The 23412-nt window shown below is 50.3% G+C and carries 20 protein-coding genes; 6 read left to right on the forward strand and 14 right to left on the reverse strand.

All coding sequences use genetic code 11. From position 1 onward, the window contains the following. Positions 1-22 precede the first annotated feature (22 nt). From WDY75_RS20925 to WDY75_RS20935, 3 genes are all read right to left on the reverse strand, one after another. Positions 23-991 (reverse strand): sugar phosphate isomerase/epimerase family protein, encoded by a 969-nt coding sequence (locus tag WDY75_RS20925; RefSeq protein ID WP_006209328.1) that lies wholly within the window; start codon positions 989-991, stop codon positions 23-25. A gap of 49 nt (positions 992-1040) precedes the next feature. Beyond that, entirely contained in the window at positions 1041-2126 is a 1086-nt protein-coding gene (locus WDY75_RS20930) for a Gfo/Idh/MocA family protein (protein ID WP_006209327.1), read from the reverse strand. Positions 2127-2366: 240 nt separating this feature from the next. Next, complete coding sequence (locus WDY75_RS20935) at positions 2367-3467, reverse strand: Gfo/Idh/MocA family protein (RefSeq protein ID WP_006209326.1); 1101 nt, start codon at positions 3465-3467, stop codon at positions 2367-2369. Positions 3468-3608: 141 nt separating this feature from the next. Between WDY75_RS20935 and WDY75_RS20940 the strand changes: the two genes are divergently transcribed. Beyond that, the gene (locus WDY75_RS20940) at positions 3609-4427 is read left to right on the forward strand and encodes an AraC family transcriptional regulator (RefSeq protein ID WP_063479081.1); all 819 of its coding nucleotides are present in this window, start codon (positions 3609-3611) and stop codon (positions 4425-4427) included. A 101-nt stretch (positions 4428-4528) separates the two neighbouring features. Here the strand turns inward: WDY75_RS20940 and WDY75_RS20945 are convergent, their stop codons facing one another. Beyond that, positions 4529-4846 carry a hypothetical protein gene (locus WDY75_RS20945; protein WP_006209324.1) on the reverse strand — a complete coding sequence of 106 codons (318 nt, stop codon included), beginning with the start codon at positions 4844-4846 and terminating at the stop codon, positions 4529-4531. Between the two features lie 95 nt (positions 4847-4941). Next, entirely contained in the window at positions 4942-5643 is a 702-nt protein-coding gene (locus WDY75_RS20950; RefSeq protein WP_006209323.1) for a TerC family protein, read from the reverse strand. 519 nt (positions 5644-6162) lie between these two features. On the opposite strand from WDY75_RS20950, the gene WDY75_RS20955 reads away from it, so the two are divergent. The 3 genes from WDY75_RS20955 to WDY75_RS20965 all read left to right on the forward strand — a co-directional run bounded on the left by WDY75_RS20955 (position 6163) and on the right by WDY75_RS20965 (position 8151). Further along, a complete protein-coding gene (locus WDY75_RS20955; RefSeq protein WP_063479080.1) occupies positions 6163-6780 on the forward strand; it encodes a TVP38/TMEM64 family protein in 618 nt (205 codons plus the stop codon). 86 nt (positions 6781-6866) lie between these two features. Beyond that, on the forward strand, positions 6867-7832 hold the full coding sequence (gene msrA, locus WDY75_RS20960; RefSeq protein ID WP_063479079.1) for a peptide-methionine (S)-S-oxide reductase MsrA: 966 nt from the start codon (positions 6867-6869) through the stop codon (positions 7830-7832). A 136-nt stretch (positions 7833-7968) separates the two neighbouring features. Continuing rightward, positions 7969-8151: a hypothetical protein gene (locus WDY75_RS20965; protein WP_006209320.1), complete on the forward strand. Its 183-nt coding sequence runs from the start codon at positions 7969-7971 to the stop codon at positions 8149-8151. 69 nt (positions 8152-8220) lie between these two features. Here the strand turns inward: WDY75_RS20965 and WDY75_RS20970 are convergent, their stop codons facing one another. After that, a complete protein-coding gene (locus WDY75_RS20970; protein ID WP_006209319.1) occupies positions 8221-8913 on the reverse strand; it encodes a YitT family protein in 693 nt (230 codons plus the stop codon). Positions 8914-9485: 572 nt separating this feature from the next. Here WDY75_RS20970 and WDY75_RS20975 point away from each other — a divergent pair. Further along, the gene (locus tag WDY75_RS20975; protein WP_006209318.1) at positions 9486-9869 is read left to right on the forward strand and encodes a hypothetical protein; all 384 of its coding nucleotides are present in this window, start codon (positions 9486-9488) and stop codon (positions 9867-9869) included. 29 nt (positions 9870-9898) lie between these two features. Further along, complete coding sequence (locus WDY75_RS20980) at positions 9899-12046, forward strand: YhgE/Pip domain-containing protein (RefSeq protein ID WP_063479078.1); 2148 nt, start codon at positions 9899-9901, stop codon at positions 12044-12046. An 86-nt stretch (positions 12047-12132) separates the two neighbouring features. Here the strand turns inward: WDY75_RS20980 and WDY75_RS20985 are convergent, their stop codons facing one another. From WDY75_RS20985 to WDY75_RS21020, 8 genes are all read right to left on the reverse strand, one after another. Continuing rightward, the gene (locus WDY75_RS20985) at positions 12133-13206 is read right to left on the reverse strand and encodes a glycosyl hydrolase family 18 protein (RefSeq protein WP_063479077.1); all 1074 of its coding nucleotides are present in this window, start codon (positions 13204-13206) and stop codon (positions 12133-12135) included. A gap of 30 nt (positions 13207-13236) precedes the next feature. Then, the gene (locus tag WDY75_RS20990; protein WP_063479076.1) at positions 13237-14994 is read right to left on the reverse strand and encodes a polysaccharide deacetylase family protein; all 1758 of its coding nucleotides are present in this window, start codon (positions 14992-14994) and stop codon (positions 13237-13239) included. Positions 14995-15025: 31 nt separating this feature from the next. Next, positions 15026-16894, reverse strand: a complete 1869-nt coding sequence (locus tag WDY75_RS20995) for a glycosyltransferase family 2 protein (RefSeq protein ID WP_063479075.1) — start codon at positions 16892-16894, stop codon at positions 15026-15028. A gap of 20 nt (positions 16895-16914) precedes the next feature. Then, positions 16915-18228: a nucleotide sugar dehydrogenase gene (locus WDY75_RS21000; RefSeq protein ID WP_063479074.1), complete on the reverse strand. Its 1314-nt coding sequence runs from the start codon at positions 18226-18228 to the stop codon at positions 16915-16917. A gap of 1 nt (position 18229) precedes the next feature. Then, on the reverse strand, positions 18230-19711 hold the full coding sequence (locus WDY75_RS21005) for a polysaccharide deacetylase family protein (protein WP_036636693.1): 1482 nt from the start codon (positions 19709-19711) through the stop codon (positions 18230-18232). A 405-nt stretch (positions 19712-20116) separates the two neighbouring features. Next, the gene (locus WDY75_RS21010; RefSeq protein ID WP_063479073.1) at positions 20117-21043 is read right to left on the reverse strand and encodes a hypothetical protein; all 927 of its coding nucleotides are present in this window, start codon (positions 21041-21043) and stop codon (positions 20117-20119) included. Beyond that, positions 21043-22404, reverse strand: a complete 1362-nt coding sequence (locus tag WDY75_RS21015; protein ID WP_006209308.1) for a nucleotide sugar dehydrogenase — start codon at positions 22402-22404, stop codon at positions 21043-21045. The genes WDY75_RS21010 and WDY75_RS21015 overlap by 1 nt, the downstream gene beginning before the upstream one ends. A 184-nt stretch (positions 22405-22588) precedes the next feature. Continuing rightward, positions 22589-23395: a response regulator transcription factor gene (locus tag WDY75_RS21020; protein ID WP_006209307.1), complete on the reverse strand. Its 807-nt coding sequence runs from the start codon at positions 23393-23395 to the stop codon at positions 22589-22591. Between the last annotated feature and the right edge of the window lie 17 nt (positions 23396-23412).

Raw genomic sequence — 23412 nt, forward strand, 5'->3', positions numbered from 1 at the left:
TTCGCTAGGTTGCCCTAAGATGTTAGACCCACCACATTTCTCCGAGCGGCTCTTCGATCAGCACTTGCTGAAGGTTTTGCACCGCTTTGGAGAAGCCTTCTTCGATGGACATCAGCCCATCTTCATGTTCAATACTTACTACATAGTCATATCCAACCAGACGCAGGGCACTCATCATGTCTGCCCATTCCTTCACATCGTGTCCATAACCAACGCTGCGGAACTGCCATGCACGATCCAGCATTTTTTCATAAGACTGCATATCGGTCAGACCGTGCTTGTTCACGTTAATCGGATCGATGCTTGTATCCTTCGCATGGAAGTGATGAATAGCTCCCTCGCGGCCCAGAATTTGAATCGCTTGAACAGGATCAATTCCTTGCCACCACATGTGGCTCGGGTCAAGGTTCGCACCAATGACTTCACCCGCTGCTTCACGCAGTCTGAGAAGTGTGCCTGGCGTATGAACCGAGAAGCCGCCGTGCAGCTCAAGACCGATTTTAACGTTACGGTCAGCGGCGAATTTACCCCACTCGGTCCAATAAGGAATGACCTTGTTGTCCCACTGCCAAGTCAGAATCTCTTGGTAGTCGTTAGGCCAAGGTGCTACCGGCCAGTTCGGATATTTAGCATCCTCATGATCGCCCGGGCAACCGGAGAAAGTATTAACGACAGGCACTTCCAGCTTCTCTGCAAGCTCTACCGTTTTTACATACACATCGTGGAACTCTTTAGCGATTGCCTTTTGCGGGTGGAGCGGATTGCCGTGACAGCTCAGTGCGCTAATGATCAACCCGCGGGACTCTACCGCGTTCTTGAAGTTTTTCAGTGCTGTTTCATTTTCAAGCAGCTCTGCAGGGTTGCAATGTGCATTGCCCGGGTAACCGCCAGTTCCAATCTCAACCGCTTTAAGACCCTTGGATGCCACATAATCCAAAGCATCCTCCAGCTTACGTCCGCTCAGCAATACCATAAATACGCCTAATTTCATTGTGTACCTCCTGGTTTTTCATTTTGTATTTGTATTTCTTGTCAGGTTCTTAATTATCGAAATAAACGGCTTTTCCTGTCTTGGCTGATTCATAGATCGCTTCCAGAATCTGCGTTACCACAAAAGCCTGTTCCGGCTTAACGACAGGGTCTTTATCTTCAATAATGGCTTCAATCCACATTCTTGCCTCGCGGTCTGCGTCGCTTTCCTTGGAACCGGAGTAGAACGCCACACCGCCAGCATTCAGATCCACTTTGGTTTCATACAGTCTGCTCATTTTCTCCCCGTTAATGCGCAGACCGTCCTTCATGTCAGCTCCGCCTTCAGTACCTGCCAGAACGGCCTTGGCTTCGCCAGTCTCAACAACGTTAAGCGCCCAGCTGGATTCCAGAACAATCGTTGCACCGTTCTCCATGGTGATGAATCCGAACGCTGAATCCTCCACCTTGAATTCCTTCGGATCCCAAGGACCGAACGCATTCGCAGCATTCTCACGATGTCCCAGCTTATGGAAGGTTGATCCAAGCACACTCTTCGGCTTGTAGTTGTCCATCAGCCACAGCGTCAAGTCCAGCGCGTGGGTACCGATATCGATCAGCGGTCCTCCGCCCTGCTTCTCTTCATCAAGGAATACACCCCAAGTCGGAACGGCACGGCGGCGGATGGCAAGTGCTTTACCGTAATAAATCTCGCCGAGCTCGCCTTCTTCACAGATTCCTTTCAAATACATGCTATCGTCACGGAAACGGTTATTGTAACCGATGGTAAGTTTTTTTCCGGTACGCTCTGCAGCGTCCAGCATCGCCTTGGCTTCAGATACCGTCTTGGCCATTGGCTTTTCGCACATAACGTGCTTACCGGCTTCCAAAGAGGCTACCGTAATTTCAGAGTGGGAATCGTTTGGCGTACATACATGGATGACATCAATACTGCCGTCTTGAAGCAGCTCTCTGAAGTCCGTATATACTTTGGCACCTTCGACTCCGTACTCATCGGCTGCTTTTTGCGCACGCTCTTCTACGATGTCGCAGAAAGCTACCATTTCTGCCTGTGCCTGCTTCTTCAGGCTTGGCATATGCTTGCCGTTGGCAATTCCCCCGCAACCGATGATTCCGATCTTCAATGTTTTCGACATGTCCATTTCCTCCCATACGCATCTGTTAATTTTGGATACACTCCAAATATTATTGCAACGCTTTCATGCGGATTGCTGCCAAGAGTTCATTCCTGCCAAATCCGTCAGAAGCTGGTTTGCAAGTACTTCATAACCAGTTTACAAGAATAGAAGCCGGGCTGCCAGTTCGCTAAAGGCTCATGGATACATACGAGAAAACCAGGACCTGCCTGCTCGCCATTCAGTCACTCACAGTGCCATTTATTCAGCAGATTCTGCCTGCTGCGGCGATGGAAGTCTGCCATAACGGTATGTGCTTTGCAGAACAATATGTCTGCCTTCAAGCGACGACTGCTGAAATGACTGCATGATCTCCAGCACATGATAAGCCAAGCGAGCGCTGACGCGGTGGTCCTTCTGCTCATGGATCGATTGAATCATGTCATCAATGCCCAGACCCCGCTCATTCTTGCCGCATTCAAATACAGGATCCAGCAATTCCCACTCTTCGGAGCCTGGTTTACGAAGCTTTACCTCTCCATTGAAGAAATTGGGATCACCCAAACTAAGACTTCCCTGGGTACCGTAGATTTCAAGCCATGGCAGTCCAGAACCGCCGAAGATATCAAAACTTGTAATCATGGTCGCAATGGCACCGTTCTCAAAATCCATCGTTCCGGCTAAATGCGTCGGTGTTTGCACTGTTATCGGTTTTCCCTCCAGCGGGCCGGAGCCGACAACGCGGTCGGGAATCTGAATGCCTGTGGATGCGCTGATCCGGCTTGCAGGACCCAGCAGCTCAACCAAGGCCGATACATAATAAGGCCCCATGTCCATCATGGGTCCTCCACCCGACGCGTAGAAAAATTCAGGATTCGGATGCCAGGCCTCCGGACCGGAACCCATCATGAATGCCGTAGCAGCGATAGGCCTGCCAATCAGGCCGGATTCAATGGCCGCTTTAGCCGTTTGTACACCGGATCCCAGAAAAGTATCGGGTGCGCAGCCGACACGAAGGCCTTTTTGATCCGCAAGATTCAGCACACGGCGGCCTTCATCAAGGGTAATAGCCAGCGGCTTTTCACTGTAAACATGCTTACCTGCTTCCAGGGAGGCAATATCAACATTGGCGTGGCTTGACGGAATGGTCAAATTAATAATGAACTCAATATCAGTCTGTGCGAGCATCTCCTCAACGGTATACACGTTCGGGATGTTGAACTCATCAGCTTTCGCTTTCGCGTTTTCGATAATAAGGTCAGCACATGCCACGATTTCAACCCAAGGGCTGTTCTTTAAGTTCGTGAAGTATATGCCGCTGATGTTTCCGCAGCCAATTATACCTGCTTTCATTTTTTTCATCGCTGTCACTCCTTGAGTGTTTAGATGTGCTCTAGACTAGTACAATGGTATTCTTTTATGCTTTCGTTTAAAATGAAGAATATGATTAAAACATGAACAATCTGGTCATTATTTTCTTATTCTTCAAAGGGGACTTTAGCAATGGATTCAAATCTTTCCAACCAAGTCGTAGCAGCAGATTTCTCTTTTCACCGCAAACCTTTCAAGATGTCCCTGGCGGACGGTTTTGATACCTACTTAATGCGATGGCAGACCGACGGAAAATGCCGCGCGAAAATCGATGATAAACTATCGCTCATTGAGGCCGGAGATCTGTTGATTTTCACTCCCGGACAGCCATACGAGCTCCGAATTGATGATGAATACAACGCTTTGGGAGAGTTAACCATTGAAAGCGGGGATTATCATATTTTTTTCAAAGGGCCTTGGGCTGATGCATGGTGGAATTCGAAGAAACGGCCCACCAAAATCCGTGTTCCGCTCGAAGAACGCTACCTGGGTCTGTTCAGGCAAATCCTGCTGGAGCAGCGGCGCGTATCCGATCCTTATCCGGAAATCTCCGATTATACAGTGCGCATTCTGTGCCTCGAAGTGGACCGTCTGCTGTCGGAGCAGCCTTCGACGACGCCCAAGACGTATCTTGCTTATCGCATGAAGAATTATATTGAAGAGAATGCCTCCTCGATGTTCAAGCTGGAGGATGTTGCCGCCCATGTCGGGATTAGCGTCTCCCGTGCGGTTCATCTGTTCAAGGAGGCATTCGGTACAACCATCATGCAATACACCATGGACGTGCGTCTGAGCATGGCCAAGGAACGGATTGTGTTCAGTCCTCTTTCGCTGGAGGATGTAGCCGAAACCTCCGGCTTTGCCAACTACACTTATTTTCACCGTGTTTTCCGTTCGCGATTCGGTGTTTCGCCTAAACAATTCCGGATGGCCAGCCGAACGTCAAATTAATGAGCCATTCTGACCATAAAAAAGCGGGTCGACCAAGGTTTTCTCCTTGATCGACCCGCTTTTGCCTAAGATCACATGTAAGATATGCCATGAGTTCACGCTTACTTCTTATCGGCACCAAATGTGGCTACTGCCTCAGAGACAACGATCGCCAAATCCTCGTTTCCGAATAATGACAGCACTCCAAGCAGGGTCTGATCCGGTATCTCACCCGCTTCTTCCTTAGGCACCGTTAATGCCAGAACCCGGGTCAACTGATCGTTGGCGGGCTGACTCGGATATGCTTTGCGGTAAAGTTCGGCTGGATCCAGACCGTGATTCACGCACCACTGGGCAAATACGAGGATCATCATATCCTCATCCTGGCGGTACGATTCCGCAATCCGTTCTTCCATGGATTTTCCGGCTGCTGACTCCATGTAATAACTCCTCCTCATGCGATGGGAACTTCTTTGTCGTTCCTTTCGTCCATGAAGATATTATACCGCTTATTGCACCCTATACAAAACCAAAGCTAATCGACCATCTTTACATGGACCGGATTCCTCTTCGCTTTGTCCTCATTCTTCTTCTTCATCCAAGTTCCAACACCAATGATAATGGCGATGACCAGAATTTCAAAACCGTACTTCAGAAAGTCATTTGAGAACCAGTCATGAATCATGGGCTCTGCTACGATCATCTTCGATGCTGTCCATGCAAGCACCGCTGCACCGATGGTAATAATGATTGGAAAGCGATCTGTCAGCTTCAGGATAATGGTACTGCCCCACACCATAATGGGAACAGAAATTGCAAGTCCGATAATGACGAGCATGAAGCTTTCACCCGCTGCTCCGGCTACCGCAAGGACGTTATCGAGTCCCATCATGGCGTCCGCGATGATGATCGTACGGATTGCTGCCCACATTTGGTTGCCGGCAGATATTTCATGCTGTTTCTCATCCACCAGCAGCTTGTAAGCGATCCACAGAAGCGCAATGCCGCCGATCAGGCGCAAGCCGGGAATCATTAGGAGCTGTACAACGAGAAGTGTAGCCACAATCCGAATGACAATCGCACCAACGGTACCCCACAGGATAACCTTCCTCTGGTCTTCTTTCTGGACATTACGAGCCGCAAGTCCGATAACAATGGCATTATCGCCTGCCAGCACCAGGTCAATGAGGATAATCGACAGCAGTGCCGTCCAAAATTCCACCGACATCAAATCCATGCTTCTCCCACCCTTTCTTTGATTTCTTTTAGGTTTCCACCTGCGAATGCCCTCCATCCAAAAAAAATGCTGTTACCTTAATTTATAAGGTCTACAGCGTTTTTTGAACGCAAAAAGAGACCTTCACCTCATTCATAAATAAATCAGGCAAAGGTCTCGCTAAACAACAAATTCGTTGCCAATAAAGCCGGGGATAGTTAGTCCCGTCATGACGACTTTATTTATGATATAGAACTTATGAGTAATCAGCAGAGCTGGATTAAACTCTATATCGCAAGAAAACCCATCTTCGAATCGCGGTCACTCATCCTTGAAAAAGGCCACGATAAATAGGTTTTCTTATAAAGCTACTCCCCTTTGGGATATTCAATTTTACATATTATAACATATGGAAAATCGCTTGTATATTCAATTTTTTCCATAAAGTCATAGTCTCTCCGCACCGAAAATCGGGCAGAATTCCCGCTTTTTTGCTATTATTATGCTATTCAGCTTTATCATGCAAAGCGAGGAGACATAATGAAACGATGGTTTATACCGGCAATTTATGCTGCCGTCCTGGCATTAGGTTTTACATACAGAGCAGAAATCATGGACTGGCTTCGAGGAGAACCCTCGCTCTTCCTGATGGTGATGCTGGCCACGCTGCTGGCCCTGTTCCCCATTGCACCCTACAAAGTCGTAATCGCTGTACTCGGATACGCTTACGGCACGATCTGGGCTGCAGCTATTTCTTGGTTCGGCACAACGGTAGCCGCCATTCTCCTGTATGCGGCAGTTCGCGCACTGTACAAGGAGAACGGCAGGCGCTTGCTGAGGAAATATGCGGCTGCAGAAATGTTTACCACAGCGGTGGAACGCCGTCCGTTTCAAGCCATATTGCTCGCACGGCTGCTGCCCGTCATACCGCAGATGGCCGTCAATATCTATGCAGGGGTGGCCTCCATTCCCTTCTGGACATATACAGCTGCTTCCGCCATCGGTAAAATCCCTGCGATTCTCCTGTACGCTTGGATGGGCAGCGGACTTGCCGAGCATCCGGCAATATTCGCTGCCATTGCTGCAGGACTCATGCTGGTAACCGCTCTAGGCCTGGCGATATTCCGCCGCCTGAAGGCAAGGAAACATGAAGATTGAGCAATATTTTGGTTTCGCCAACCAAAAATGATTATAATAATAATAAGACTTACATTTATATTGTTATTACGATGGAGGGATAATATATGAGTAATCGTTCAAACCCAAGCGAATTGGCTACCTTTGCGGGAGGCTGCTTCTGGTGTATGGTCTCTCCCTTTGATGAGCTGCCCGGCATTTTGAATGTTGTATCCGGCTATACGGGCGGACATAAGGAAAATCCGACCTATGAAGAGGTGTGCTCTGATACAACAGGCCATTATGAGGCCGTGCAAATCACCTACAACCCGGAAGTGTTCCCATACGAGAAGCTGCTTGAACTCTTCTGGCAGCAAATCGATCCTACCGATGAGGGTGGACAATTTCATGACCGCGGCTTGTCGTATCGGACCGCTATTTTCTATCATACAGAAGAACAGCGAGAACTGGCAGAGCAGTCGAAGCAGGCTGTAGCGGCCAGCGGACGATTTGATGGACCGATTGTAACGCCGATTATTCCGGCCAGCACCTTCTATGCAGCCGAAGAATACCATCAGGATTATCACAAGAAAAATCCGGGCCACTACAGACGCTACCGCAAAGGATCCGGCCGCGAAGACTTCATTGACCAGCACTGGTCCGATCCCGTCGATACCGAGGATCTGAAACAGCGTCTTACGCCGATACAATACGAAGTAACTCAGAATAATGCGACCGAACCTCCGTTCCACAACGAATTCTGGGACCATCACGGAGAAGGAATCTATGTAGACATCGTGTCGGGCGAGCCGCTCTTCAGTTCTACGAACAAGTATGATGCCGGCTGCGGATGGCCAAGTTTCACCCGTCCGATTCGCGAATATAACATCAAGGAAAAAATGGATCTCACCCATATGATGGTCCGCACCGAGGTGAGAAGCAAAAAAGGCGACTCACACCTCGGTCATGTATTCGACGACGGCCCTGGACCCAATGGACTTCGTTACTGCATCAATTCAGCGGCACTGCGTTTTGTTCCGAAGCAAGACATGTTGCAGGAAGGCTACGGCGAATATTTGCAGCTGTTTGAATAAACAGGAACATCCAAAGTACATTGTCCAATCAACGGACAATGTACTTTTTTTATGGAGTTAGAGTGTTTATTCATTTTTATAGGACAGGGTAATAATACAGTACAGACTGAATCCAATGAAATGGAGGGATCGCAATATGCCTTGGAGCAAAAATGATTATCCGCCATCGATGAAAAATCTGGAGCCCCGTGTGAGGAATAAAGCGGTGGAAATAGCCAATGCCTTACTGGAGGAAGACTACGATGAAGGTCGGGCCATCGCAATCGCCACCGCCAAAGCGCAGGAGTGGGACGAAAATCACCCCAAAGAGGGGAAGTAACATCCATCCCTGACCGCATACTAAAGAAGCTCACCCTGATGCGGGTGAGCTTCTCTTAATGGGACCGTATTATGAACGGCCGCTAACGGTATGCTGTGCTGCCTTCGGAGTAACCGGAGTGCTTGGGGCACGGACCGCCTTCCGAAATGGTTTCTTTTCCGTTTTCTCGGTACCGTACGTAACTGTGATCGTGATCACTTGTCCGGCAATCGATACGGCTAATATGGTGTATAAAGTCTCAACCAATGGCATGTAGAATAGCGATAATAGCAGTACTACGGCATCCATCAGGAAAAACACCGTCCCTACCTTAAGCCCGCTCCACTCGCTGAAGAGCACGGAGATCACATCGTCTCCACCTGTTGCCCCACCGAATCGGAGCACAATACCGGCTCCAAAACCTGTTAATAAACCAGACAGCAGCGCGGCTGCCAGTAAATTATGGCCCAAATCAATCACGAGCGTAGAATACCGCTCTATTAATGCGTAAAACACAGTGAACATACTCGCTGCAACAACCGTATTGAAAATAAACTTCCGGCCTTTGATAAACAAGGCAACCAGCAGTACCGGTATGTCCATCAGGATCATACTTAATGCCGGCGGAATATCGAGTGCATATTTGCCAAGCAGCGCAAGGCCAACAAAGCCGCCTTCGGTTAAATGATTGTGAAAATTAATGTGATAATACGTAAAAGCCATTAAAAACGTTCCGAACAACATCGCCGACATGGTGATAATTGTGTTTTGTCTTTTCCTCATACAGGATCCCTCTTGTCGTAGTAGATTGGTCAGACATAGGCCAATCTCTACACTGAGGAAACCTGGAGGAGCTCATCCTTCGAACCATAGTTCCCATCCTTTCGTGAGAGACCGTCCTTGTCTTCAGACGTCCGACTTCGCTCTACGAAGGAAGCTATGTGTATGAGAGATCATAACGTTTCCAAATCGTCCTTTGGGGATTCGTCCTTCGGGGACACATGGTATCCTGATCCTTTCTTTCTCGTTATAGTTAACTGCTAACATTATTATAACACAGATTGCAGGCTAGCTAAACAGCCATCGGTACTCATTGGAATTTACTGGATGAACACTTGTGTGATGCGGTACATCATCACCCCCAGGAAGATACGCTCTGCCTTACCATGGATTACATGAACATCAACATAATTGCACACTCAAGTTGAATATCCATCCACTCTATTCATGATATGTACGCCTATATCGTGAACATACCAAAAATTATACATTGCGCGAAGCATAATCCTCGAATACGATGTGTATATTAGAACATATGTTCTTATACGTATTTCATTTATGAGGAAGTGTTACTTATGAAGCCTTCAACTCCTCCACTGCCCTCTGAAGAAGACGAAGCATTGATCAGAGACTATCTCCTGTACAACCTGCTCCAATCGCTTCTTAAGCGGGACATTCAAATCCTGAAGACCCTTAGTCTCAAAATGGCAGACCTCTACATTTTAAATTTGCAATACATGCAAAAAGGGAATTCTGATCATGCCTGGTCGGTTCAGCAGCAGATGAGGCAGCGCGGTATCCGGATTCAGAACCAGAGCCGTACCGCAGAAGATGGGGTGCAGGTGCTGTATCTATGCCGCGGATATGAACGCAGGCTGCTCAGCGACTGGGCCTCTCTCAAGGAAGCAATAAAGGAACAGCTTGTTTCGTATCTTGGCACGGATTTGGCGGCATACTAGCTCCAACTACGTACAAGACAGGAGCTTTCATGAAGAATATTTTCCATATTTATTCTACTGATTTAAATAGAATCGTTCGAAACTGGGCTGCAGCCGTCATCATCACCGGGTTGGCCATTCTCCCTTCACTATATGCCTGGTTTAATATTGAGGCCTCCTGGGATCCCTACGGCCAGACTTCGGGGCTGTCCATCGCTGTCGCCAACTTGGATAAAGGAACCACCCTGCGCGGCGAACCGATCAATCTGGGAAAAGAAATCGTGGAGTCTCTCCATCAAAATGAAAAGCTGGGCTGGCGGTTTACGGAGGATAGCGAGAACGCCATTCAGGGGGTAAGGCGCGGTAATGATTACGCGGCCATTGTCATTCCGGAGGACTTCTCTGCCCGTATCGGCACGGTGCTTAGCAACGAGCCTGTCAAAGCCCAGATCCTCTACTATACGAACGAGAAGATTAACGCGATTGCCCCCAAAGTCACGGCACAGGGCGCATCCGGCGTTGTCGAGGAAATCAGCAAAAACTTCATCAAAACCGCCAACGGTACCATCTTCGAGATTTTTAATACGCTCGGGATTGAAATCGAGAACCAACTCCCTGCGATTAATAAAGTGCGAAACCTTCTGTTCCGGCTTGAAAAAAGCTTTCCTGAGCTCAATGAAGCGGTAACCACAGCTCAGGAGGATATTAAGCTGGCCAACCAGCTCGTTCAGCAAGCCCATACCGCCCTCCCCCGCCTGGAAGGAATCGCTACCGAGGGCAAGGAAATGGCGGGCGCACTGGCGGACTTCGCCAATCAGGTTGCCGGTGCCTCGAAGTCTCTGGAGCCTGCCTTGCGTCAAGATTTGGAGGTATTGGATGCAGCTACTGGTGCCCTCTCTCAGGCGCTGGACGCTTTAGGGCAAGCCGACATGGATCCGAAGGAGCTTGCCGACCGCCTGAACGCTGCCCAGGCTCGCGCCGAGACAGCTGCTGAAGCTGCAGCTCGGCTGAGCCAATTGTTTAAGCGGCTGGGCTCCGTCTCCCCCGCAGCAGCTTCAGGTGCCGCCAGGCTTGAGGAAATTGCGGCAAGATGGAAATCTGCGCATTCCGTGCTCCAGACCCTAACACAAGCGGTGGAACGGGGCGAGGAAGCACCCGCCGATTCCGTTGCTAAGCTGAAAAAACTTGCCGATGACATTACAGATCTGACCAACACACTGTTAAGCCGCTACGATAGCGAGATCGGTCCAGCCATAAGCAAAGCCTTCAGCAAGGGCTCCGATACCGCCAAGCGTGTCCAGAATGAGCTGACACAGGCGCTGACCAGCGTGCCCGACATCCAGCGCCTGTTAAAGGATGCCCAGAGGGGGCTCACAGTGGGGGGAGAAGAGGTGCAGCTTGCCCAGAGCCGCCTGCCGGAGGCCGAGCTTCGCATTACAACGCTGGCCAACCGGCTCCGGGAGATGGAAGCTGAGGGCGATATTCAGGAAGTCATCGATCTGCTTCAGAACAATTTTGAGCTCGAAAGCCAATTTTTTGCCGAGCCTGTCACACTGGAAGAGAATCGGCTGTACCCGATTCCGAACTACGGCTCCGCGATGTCTCCCTTCTTCACGACCTTATCGTTGTGGGTGGGTGCCTTGCTGCTTGTGTCCCTGCTCTCCGTTGATATTCATGATGAGGAGAGAAGCTTTCGCAGCATCGAGGTCTACTTCGGGCGCTACTTAACCTTTCTGACCCTCGCTCTGTTCCAGGCGCTGTTTGTCACCCTCGGCGACCTCTACCTGCTCCGGACCTATGTGGTGAATCCCGGCTGGTTCATCCTGTTTGCGCTGCTGATCAGCTCCATCTTCATGCTGATTGTATACACTCTGGTGTCGGTATTCGGCAATGTCGGAAAAGCAATGGCCATCGTGCTGCTTGTGCTGCAGCTGGCGGGTGCGGGCGGCACCTTCCCGATTCAGATGACACCGCCATTCTTCCAGGCGCTGCACCCGTACCTGCCCTTTACCTATGCCATTAGTATGATGCGGGAAGCCGTTGGCGGCATCCTGTGGGACATCGTGATCCGGGATGCCTTGCTCATGCTCATCTTCGCTGCCATCGCACTGGTCATCGGAATCGTGCTCAAGAAGCCAATCAACCGCGCCAGCAGCGGACTGGTCCGCAAAGCAAAAGCCTCGAAACTGATTCATTAAATCGGCATGCAAATAACCCTAATGAAAAGGACATCCCCACCGGCTTCTTATCACCAGGGGATGTCCTATGTGCTGTCGTTCCATTATCACTTTTTGGTATCCGATATTTCGTTCAATTGCTGCAGTGTATCCTCTCCCACGTCCCCCAGCCGCCAGATCGCAATCTTCGCGATGCCGGATGCCCGCGCCGTTTCAATCCAGCCCGCGACGGTCGTCCCATCCGCATACCACACGGTATGATCAGCGCCGAGGTCGTCGGTATATTCAAAATACAAGGCCCCGCTCGCTGGGTCTCTCTGCGGCTCGTCTGGAATTGAGTTCGCCAGCTCGATCGCCCGCTGCTCCGTCAGCGATGTGACTTTGCCACCCTCCGCCCAGTCAAACCCGCCAAGAGACAGAGCCAAACCATGCTCGCCGGGGATCTGCTGCAGTTTCTCTGCGAGCTCCCGGATCATGGCATGATCCGCCTTCGGTCCAGGTCCGCTGTGACCACCGTGCAAATTATAGGCCATCAGGACATAATCCGGCCCCTTCGGCAGGTCAAGCGATGCCACGCGGACGCCCGGCTCCAGTACAATTCGAAGAGACAGATCTTCTGTCCGGAGGCGCTCATACAATTCACTGTACAGAGCGGACAGATTATCCCAGTCTTCCTTACGGACCTTCTCGTAGTCCAGTTCCACACCGGTAAAGCCATGCCGGGTCACCTCAGCCACGATGTCCCCGATATGCCGGCTGCGGCTTTCCGGTGTAGCCACGATCCGGGATACAAGATCTGCATCTTTCTGCACCGTCGATCCATCCGTATTGAAACGGTCGTTCACGATGGTCAGAACCCTGCGAATCTGTCCGTCTTCCCGGGCAGCCTCCATGACCTTAGGGAGAGCCTCCAAATAATCCGGTGTAATGTGGAGTTCGTCTTGTTGATTGAAGTAAACCGCAAACAGATGGATTTCTTCAAGCCCTCCGGCAAGCAGCTTCAAATCCGTTATCCCCGTCTTCCACTGCCAGTCCGTAATCCAGGCGGACAACCTGACCCCTGTCTGGGGCGGCTGTAGTACCCGTTCCTTCTCTTTGCCTTGTGGCCACCAGATGATGACAGCAGCGCACATGGTCACCAAAACTGTTGTTGCTGCCCATTTCACCGTTCGATACCTCATTCGTTGATCACACCCTACGCCACCCTAATTTTAAAAAGTCTCCACGGCCCAGTCGACAGCCCGGTTCACGGTTCTCTGCACGCTTGTTACCATACCGGTAAATCCAGTCGGCTTATTGGTAAACAGCAGCTTCTGATCCCTGTCCGAAGACTTCGACAGGATCCTGACGTCTTCAAAAATGGCATCGTAGATGTCATCCTTCTCATTCTGCTCATGAAATTGCGATTCGAACGCTACGCCACCGGCACCAATCGAAGCATGCACTGGCTGCTGGTCCAGAATCAGCTGCTGATCAACGCTCAAGGACAGTGAATTGCCATCCACCGAGATCTCCAGCACCCGGCTTCCGCCGATGTTCACAGGATAATCGTTCTCGTCATCACGGGCGCCGGACTGCGTTTGTTCCTTCGTATACACCGACGCCTTGTCGAACTGCAGATCCTCTTCTCCCCATCCTACCTTCGGCAAGGAGTACGTGAACAGTGTCTCGGGAGGCTGCCCCGCAATCTTCTGTTCCACCGCCACGTCATTATTCTCCAGCAGAAGGCGCAGATAAGAACCCTTCATCCGGTCGTAACGAACATAGACGGATTGGCGTCCCACCACATTACCGAGCGCTTTTGCCGAGACGGTAACGTCAGACGCTTCACTTCCCTTCAAATATACGCCACCTGCCTGGGAGGGCGGAGACGTAACCACCATGCGGTTATCCTGGAATTCGGCCGCTCCGCCAAGCAGCTCCCACTTGTCGGCCTGCCGCTTGTCCCCCCGAACAAACTGCATGGGCTGCCCTTGATCCTTGCGCAGCTTCATGACAAGGTGATTGGTGGACCAGTAAGGCGCAGGCTGAACCCGAGTCAGATTATAAAGATCGCTGTCCTTCGTGTTAAAGGCGTTGCCCTCCCGGTTGAAATTCATGCCGAACAGCTGTTGAATCTGATCCGTATTCGCGTTCGCAACAAGCTGATTCATCCCGCTGCCAAGCGCATTGGCGTGCATAATCATGTAAGTGCCGGGAACATAGCCGAGCGCCTCCGTGTAGACCTTATTCATCACCTCATAATCTGCACGGACCCGTTCTTCCATCTCTACGCGATTCTCCAGCGGAATCATATTCTCATCGCGGATGAAATCCATCAGATAGTGGTTGTAATACTCCACGCTGGCTTTGCTGGTCAGCTCGCTCTCGTCTTTAACACCGATATAGCGGCCTTCCTTGTCAAAAATATTAATATACGTCAGTCGGTTGCCGTTGGTCCCCAGCTCCCAAAAACCCGTGCGGGTCATCTTCAACATATCCTTCGGCTGCAGAAACTTCCGTTCGCTGTTGCCCATTTTGTTCGCGTAAGACAAAAAGGTTGCCTTATAATTGTATTTCTCCAGCAGCGGCTGCGCGAACAGGGCAGAATCGTTCCTTCCGTCTTCAAAGGACAGATACAGCGCTTTATCCGGCAGCTTCTTGCCTTCGGCGTAATAATCGATAATATCCTGCTGCGATATCGTGACGTAGCCCTGGTCATGCAAAGACTTCAGCTGGGCATCCAGCTGGCTTTTGGACACCAGCTTGGACGTTCCGGTACGACCAACTCCAAAATAGGACAAAGCGATAAAACCCTGTTCCTGACGCCAGGCCGATTTATCCGGCTCCTTATAGGCTCTGAAATCGAAAATCGCGTTCGCCAGCATAATCGCAACTACGCCCAAAATCAGAATCTGTGCCGTAACCTTTATGATTTTCCCGCGATTCTTTCGCCGAACATTAAGGGCAGTATTTTGTTTCTTCCCCATTTGTCATCCTCACTTCAACCGCTTTGACACATCAGAACGGTAATCCGAATTTTTTGCCTTTGCGCTTGCGGGCTTCCTTCTTCAGTCTGGCTTCAATATCCTGCGGCGTTTCCCTGGTCCCCCAGGTCGATTTCCAGAAGGTAAACCAGGCTACCGGCATTTGCCATAACAGCACAAATTCATAGAACAGACAGAACACGAAGCCGAACACCCAGAGCCTGCTCTTGCGAAACAGTAAATGGGCAAGGCTCATAAGCAGCGCCATCAGCAGCAAGCCCATCAGGAAGGTTCCCGGAAAAATGCCGTGAACGATTGGCACATACATCAGATTGTAGGCAACCACAACAGGCGCCGCGATCGGCACAATCAGCCCGATATAGAAGAACAGCGCCATGAACGGCTCTTTCCGCCATATAAAACTGCCAGCCCGCAGAGACTCGCGCAGCCAGGAGCGCTTCCAGCGCATCTGCTGCTTCAGGAATACCTTCATCTGTGAAGGAACGATGGTTGAGCATATGGCCGAATCCTGATAGCCGGTACGGTGTGTTTTTAGAATAAAATTGGTCATGCTCCGGTCATCACCGAAGGTTGCGGGTCTGCCGAGGAACTTCTGGTTCAGCCATGCATCCGCATGCTGGACAATCAGCTCTTTTCGGTAACAGGACAACGGACCCGACAAACAGGTTACGCTGTCAAACCATGATTCTGCCGCTTTCATAATCCGAAATGCAATATAATATCTGACCGTCTGAAGCTTCGTCATATTATTGGTATATTTATTCTCGACGTCTGTCCGTCCGGCCACACCGCCCATTTTCGGGTCCTGGAAGGGTTGAACGAGATGGCGTATGGCCGTCGGGTCCAGAAAACTGTCGGAATCCACAAAAACAACCAGATCATGCTTCGCCATCTCCACACCTTTGACCAGTGCGGCCCGCTTGCCTGCATTCACCGGCAGCACCGTATAGGTCAGACGTTCCCGGGTAGCGTAACGCTCCGCCTCAGAATGAATCAGTTCGATCATATCCTGGATCTGCTGCACCGATTGGTCCGTCGAACGGTCATCCACCACGATAACCTCCAGCTTCTCAACAGGATAGTCCTGATTGATACAGCTGAGAATCGTGCGTTTGATCCAGTCGGCCTCATTAAAGCAGGGAATGATAATCGACACGCCAGGTGTATACCCGGGATTGATCGGCACATCGCGGTATAAGGCTCCGAATAGGTAACGAGTCAACAGAAACAGTGCTGCAATAATGCTGTATAAATACAGCACCATATTGTATTTAAAATAGATGATACTCTCGGCGCGCATAAGCATAATGAAGAGCACCGACACGAACAGAAGCGTGCTGGCGGAGTAGACGGAATATCCCCACCGTTTGCGCTGAAAATAATCGGTTAGCGGCTTCTCGAATTCAATGGCAAGCATCAACTCGTCGCCGGATTCCGTTTTGTTTACAAACTGGCGAACAATGCTTGCATCAATCCGCACAGCCGATTCGAAGCCCTCGGGCATCGCACCCGGAGGAATTCGGAATCGGGCCTTCACCTTGTCGCCAACTTCAAGGCCCGATGCGTCCGGCACCCTAAGCAGCAGGCCTGTACCCGAAATATCGGCCGCCTGCCCCTTGGTTCCAGAGCTTTTCTTTTTCCCCTTAGGAACAATCAGCACCTCGAAATCTGCCACATAACGCAAACTGAGCATCCGAAGTTTATTCAAATATTCGGTATTGGACAGATCGTCTCCAGGTTGCAGCGCTCGATTCCCCCTCCGGTCCGCATTCATGCGAATTTGCTCCGGATCAGGCACATACGAAAGAGTCCTTCTGTCCGTACGCGGTAACGTAAGTACTTCCTTGGTACTCTTTTGTTGCTTACTTTTTTTTATCCCCATTGCGTTCTCCCATCGTTATCTCACAAACTCCAATAATGAAAACCGTTGGCTTCACATTCGGCCTTTGGATAAACTCCCTTCACATCAATCAAGAGTTTCTCCTTCTCCGTGCTGAACATCCCGTTAAAATCGGAAATCGCAAGCTGCTTGAATTCATGGTGAGCGACCGCTACGATTGCAATTTGGATTCCTTTTAACTCACGCATATCCGACAGCTCGATACCATATTCTTCATATGCCTGCTTCGAATCCACGTATGGATCCGTCACCATCGGCTGTATCCCGTAATCCTGCAGTTCGCGGATAATATCGATGACCTTGGAATTGCGTATATCCTGGCAATCCTCCTTAAAGGCAAGACCCATCACCGCAACCTTCGCTTGCACCAGATCAAGACCTTGGCGAACTGCAAGTTTAATGACATTCTGGGCGATGTATTTTCCCATCCCGTCATTGATATGCCTTCCGGCCAGAATGATCTTGGAATGATATCCGGTATCCTCGGCCTTGTATGTAAGATAATACGGATCAATTCCGATGCAATGTCCACCGACGAGACCTGGCCGGAACGGCAGGAAATTCCACTTCGTTTCCGCTGCCCGGAGGACGGCATTCGTATCGATATCCATCTGGTTGAACAGCATCGACAGCTCGTTCATAAACGCGATATTGATATCGCGCTGAGCGTTCTCAATGACTTTGGCTGCTTCGGCCACTTTGATGCTTTCTGCCCGGTGGACGCCGGCTTCGATAATCAGCTCATATAGTCTGGCGACCGTCTCCAGCGCCTCCGGATCGCTGCCGGACACGATTTTCACAATCGTTTCAAGCCGGTGCACCCGATCTCCCGGGTTAATTCGTTCCGGGGAATATCCCACCTTGAAATCCACGCCAAAGCGCAGACCTGACTCCGCTTCGAGGATTGGAATGCAAATTTCCTCCGTAACGCCCGGATAAACTGTCGATTCATAGACAACTACAGCCCCACGCGATAAGGCACGACCCACCATCCTGCTGGCACTGCGCACGTATTTCAAATCCGGCACATTCCCGCTTTTTACGGGGGTCGGAACGGCTACAATAAAACAACCAGCCTCCCTCAGCTTGTCCGGATCTGAAGTGAATACCGCCCTGCAGTCCCTAAGAGATGCATCTCCGATCTCACCGGTGGCGTCCATTCCGCTGCTGTACTGCTTCACCTTGTCTTCACTCAGATCAAAACCGATAACGTCCAGTTTCTTCGAAAATGCAACCGCCAGCGGAAGACCTACATATCCAAGACCCACCACCGCCAATTTGTCCAATCGGTCTACCATGTTCTCATACAACCCCATATTATTCCATCTCCGTTGCGGCCTTGTTTTGCTGCATCATGTCCGCCATTTTAACAAACGTGTATCCCTTGCCTTGCAGGCCTTCCAGCACGCTTGGCAGAGCTTCTATCGTGTGAATATCATCCAGCATGTGCAGCAAGATGACGCTGCCTCGTTCCGTTTTGGTCATAACTCCGTTCACGATATCTTTCGCACTGTTTGAAATGTCCCAATCCAGCGTTGTCACATCATACATGGCAATCACCGGATAACCGACAGCGGCCAGCGCTTTCGCCCGCTCATCATCTACCACGCCGGTTGGCGGACGGAACAGCATAACGGGCTGTTGTTGAATGGCTTCCGTAATGACCTGATGAGCCTTGACCACATCTTCCTGCAGCTCTTGTGGTGTTAACGAAGTAACAACAGGATGACTATAGGAATGGTTGGCCACATCATGGCCGCCTTCTACCATCGCCCGTGCCAGGTTCGGGTTGCTCTCCACTCCTTTTGCCCGCAGGAAGAAGGTGGCCTTTACATCATGCTCTGCCAAAATATCGAGAATGCGGGTCACCGTTTTGTCACTTCCGAAATCGTCAAACGTCAAGGCTACCTCTTTTTTGTTCGTATCCACTTTGTAGACGAGTTCATACTTCGCCTGTTGATAATCCGGATTGATTCGGGCTGCGTCGTATCCCGGAATCTGTTCAAGCGGTTTGCGCTCTCCGCCATTCTCAACAAGCTCGTTCAACGTAACAAGCTGATACCCGATATCATCTGCTGCCTGGGCTATATATTGAATAGATGAGATCACTTCCGGATTGACGTCGGTATTCATCGAGATAATACCGCCTCTGGAAATGAATTTGGCCACATACTCTCCGATCTCTTCCGCACTCTGCATATTACGGTCCTTGGGGTTGATGTTGTAACTCACAACCGCCTTCATGCCGAGATGCGCAGCCGCCAGGGGTACATCGGCAGGGTAATCGCCGGAGCGTGTCCGAACATAGCGCGGCTCTGCTCCGGTTTCCCGCTTGATAACGTCATTCGCCAATTTGATTTCCTTATAGATCTGATCATAATCAAGCTTGTTCATATCCAGTTGGTTCAGTGTATTGTTCTCGATTTCGTGACCTCTGGCCAAGATGGCGCTGGCAATATCCGGCTCCTCCGCCACTCTCATGCCCGGCAGGAAGAAAGTTGCCTTGATCCCCCACGCATCCAGTTCATCGATCAGAGCGGTCATGGTCGCTTTATCACCCATGCCATTGAAAGTAAGTGCCAATTCTTTTTTGGCTGTGTAAACATACGGGATCTCCCTGCTCTTCTCCCCGGTATACCGCTCTACCTTCGGCGCGGGCGCCATCGGACCGGTTCCTTCATTAGAGGCTGGTTTACCGCCAAATAGACCACAGCCTCCCAATAATATCAGGATCATGAATAGTGCAGTCATTCTCGAAAGTATGTATGGAACTCGGAATTTAATAGAAACTCTTTTCATCTGGTTACTCCTTCTATATTTCAAACCGGGACTTTTGTCATGCAGTCATCCTGAACAAACCAGTAGAATATAACACCATCCGTCCATAATTGCTACAGCTGTTTTAAAGAATTCATGGATTTTTTTCTTTTTTTAGATGGCTGTAACCAAATTGAGGGATATATGGTTCATTATACCTATTCGCTCGATCCATCCACTGCTTTTGAATCATCTTTCATCCTCCTAGACTTGATGATTCATTATAAAATTCAATTCTATACAATTTCTAAACAATTCAAAAAACGCATAAAAAATACCCCCGAAGATCTCTGAAGACCTTCCGGGGGTACGCTGAAAGTTGAATGAGTGAATGATATGAAGCTGCTTGCACATTAACCCGGAATACGGACCGGGCTTACTACAAAATCACCGTTTTTCCTCGACCATCGCCGTCCGTTTGTGAACCCAAGCCTGGTAATGATGGACAGCCAGGCCTGCAAAGGAGGAATGGTCGCTGCCAAGCTTGGCGGCGCTCAGGGCTTCATCCTCCATTTCCTGCTCGCTCTTGGTGAAGAAGGTCAAATGCTCCCCTTCTTCCGTATCCCCAAGCTCCATGCCGATCCAGACGGACTTGCCGAGTTCGTCCGCCTGCTTCAGCTCTTCCTTGGACAATTCATACATTTGCTCCCCGCTGTCCCGGTATGCCATAACGGCAATTGCATCCGTATTCTGAATCATCCAGCGGCTGAACGAATCCGAATTCTCGCCTTTCGGTCCAGGTATGGAATCAAGCCAGAACGGAACGGCGGCACTGAGCGGGAGGTTCTGACGCTCCGCCTCCTGCACCCACACTTTCATGTTCGCGCTCCATTCTTCCACGACCTGCACCTGTTCCCGGTCCCATCTCCTTAGCACATAGGGCTCGACATCGAACTGCACACCCTCAAATTTCTCCTCAGGTGCAGAAGCCTGATTGTACTCGTCCAGCCAGGTTAACAGCTCCATCCCTTGACCCTGGCCTTCCCCATAAGCCCAATCCGGCTGCCCGCCCAAAGCATGTACGCTGATGCCCTTCTGATGGGCAGCCGCCACAAAGCGGCGATATTCCTCTTCCGTAACCTCTTTTTGGATTTGCAAAAAAATCGTTGTAATTCCTTCCCTCCCGCTAAAGGCTACAATCTCCTCCGTTTCACTCCGGATCAGACTTGCATCCCACAGCCAGGTGGCTTTGTTCTGATTCACCTTGCCTGACGGAAGAAGAAAAAGGATCAGCAGCAAAAGGCAGATGCCGGCAACCAGGATGATCAACTTCGCTTTTGCGTTTATATACCTCAGTCTTCTCGTCCACTTCATCAGATCAAGACGGCCTCATCCGGCTCGGCAACATGCTGAACGGAGTGGCCAATCTTGTAGATATGAGGCTCGGCATACGCCTTAAATGCATTTCTCGTATCCAGGATCGGCACGCCCGCGGAAGCGATGGAATGGTAATCGAGATTACTATGATTCGTGATCAGCACAATGCAATCGTAACGACTGAATTTGGTGAGGTCATACTCCACGCTGCGGATCGTTGTGCCATGCTTGTCCACAAAGCTGTTGGCGTACGGATCGTAATATTCCACATAGGCGCCGTTCTCCTTAAACTGCTCATATACTTCAAGTCCCGGCGATTCGCGCAAATCGCTGATGTCCGGTTTGTACGCCATGCCAAGCAGCAGGATGTTGGAGCGCTTAATCGATTTGGCATACTCATTCAGAATCGTAGCCGTCTTGTTGATCACATAGTATGGCATATTGTCATTTGTGGATTGCGCCAGCTCGATGAATTTGCTGTAGAAACGGAAACCCTTGGCCTTCCAGGATAAGTACATAGGGTCCAGCGGAATGCAGTGACCGCCGATGCCCGGTCCCGGATAGAACGGCATGAATCCGAAAGGCTTGGTTGCTGCCGCATTAATTACTTCCCAAATATCAATGCCCATGCGGTCACACATCATGGCCATCTCGTTCACGAAGGCAATGTTCACGCTGCGGAACGTATTCTCTAGCAGCTTGGACATTTCCGCAACCTTGGGGTTGCTGACAGGCACAACCGTCTCCACGTACTGCTTGTACAACGCCTCGCCCAGTTTAAGGCAAGCATCCGTTGTTCCGCCGATCACCTTCGGCGTATTGCGTGTATTAAACCGGCTGTTGGATGGATCTACCCGTTCCGGCGAGAAGCACAGGTAGAAATCCTGACCGACCTTATAACCGAGCTTTTCGATCTGCTGCTGGATCAGTTCCTCGGTTGTTCCCGGATAAGTCGTGCTCTCCAGAGTAATCAACAGATTGGGTTTCATGAAGCGTTTGAGCTGATCGACTACCATTGTAATGTAGGATGTATCCGGGTCCTGGTTCTCGCTGAGCGGCGTCGGCACACAGATGCTAACCGCATCAATGACCGTAATCATGCTGTAATCCGTTGTTGGTTTAAAGCGTCCGGTCTCCATGCAGGCTGCAAGCTCTTCGGACGAGATGTCCGTGATATAGGATTCTCCGCGATAGATTCGATCAATCTTGTCTGAATCGAGATCGATTCCAATCACCGTAAATCCCTGTCTTACCATTTCTACGGCGAGCGGTAATCCTACATAGCCCAGCCCCACAACACCCAAAACAGCTTTCTTATTTTCAATGGCACTCAATAAAGTTTCGTATTCCTCATTCACAAGTATTCAACCTCCATCGGATGTATAGTCTGTTAGTCTATCGTCTCACTTTTTGGCTAAAGGATAGACCTCGTTTTGTTGAACTCTCTCCTTGCGATTAAAGAACTTCTCAGCTCAACTAATCACGTATCCATTCTTCATTCAGACATTCCTCATCAAGCTAAAGACGTTAATAACCATGTGTTTAATGAAGGCACCGGCGGATGCGGGCATCCAGCTCTACCGGCGAGAACGGCTTGGTTACATAATCATCCACCCCGTTCTGGAAGCACTGGCTGATGGTCTGCTCCACACGCTTCTCGGTCAATACAACAATCTTTGGCGGTTCCTTCACCTTGAGCTGCTGGATATGATGAATGAAGGGCAAACCATCGATGCCGTGCAGATTAAGCTCCGTCAGCACAAGATCAGGCTCCCATTTCGGGATAAGATCCAGAGCCTCCAAGCCATCCACCGCTTCGAGTGTTTCATAGCCTTGCATGGCCAAGCGTATTTGCAAAAATTCTCTCACCGTGGCGTCCTGATCCACAATAAGAATTCGACTCTGATCACGGTCTGCTTCCTCCTGCGTGAATATATGAATATCCGAAGAGGTGCTGAGCCTAGCCGCTTCCGCCATCTGCTTCATCGTCTGCGTTGACGGTGTTTCAGTAAGCGCTGCAAGCGTAATTCTCGGATCCGACTGCTCCAGCCGGCCCTGAAGATGCTGCTTCAAGAGCAGTGCCTGATAGTGGGCGGCATCCAGCGTATACCCAGGCAATGTAAGGGCCAAGACGCCGGTACTGACATCTCGCAGAACCTCGCTGTTCACACCGGACAGCTGGTCCACAAAGCTTTGGACCTCCGTCAGCTCAGCATCCGTTCCGGACGGATCGCCAGCACAGTACAGAAACAGCAAAGCTGTTCCGTTTCGGTGTCCTCTCACTTCCTCCTCCAGGCGGCCGTAGAAATCAACGGCCTGCACGCGTTGCAATGTTGCGGATTGAGACATAATTGTAAGTCCCACCT

The organism is Paenibacillus glucanolyticus, from assembly GCF_037333485.1.
Classification (GTDB): domain Bacteria; phylum Bacillota; class Bacilli; order Paenibacillales; family Paenibacillaceae; genus Paenibacillus_AQ; species Paenibacillus_AQ glucanolyticus.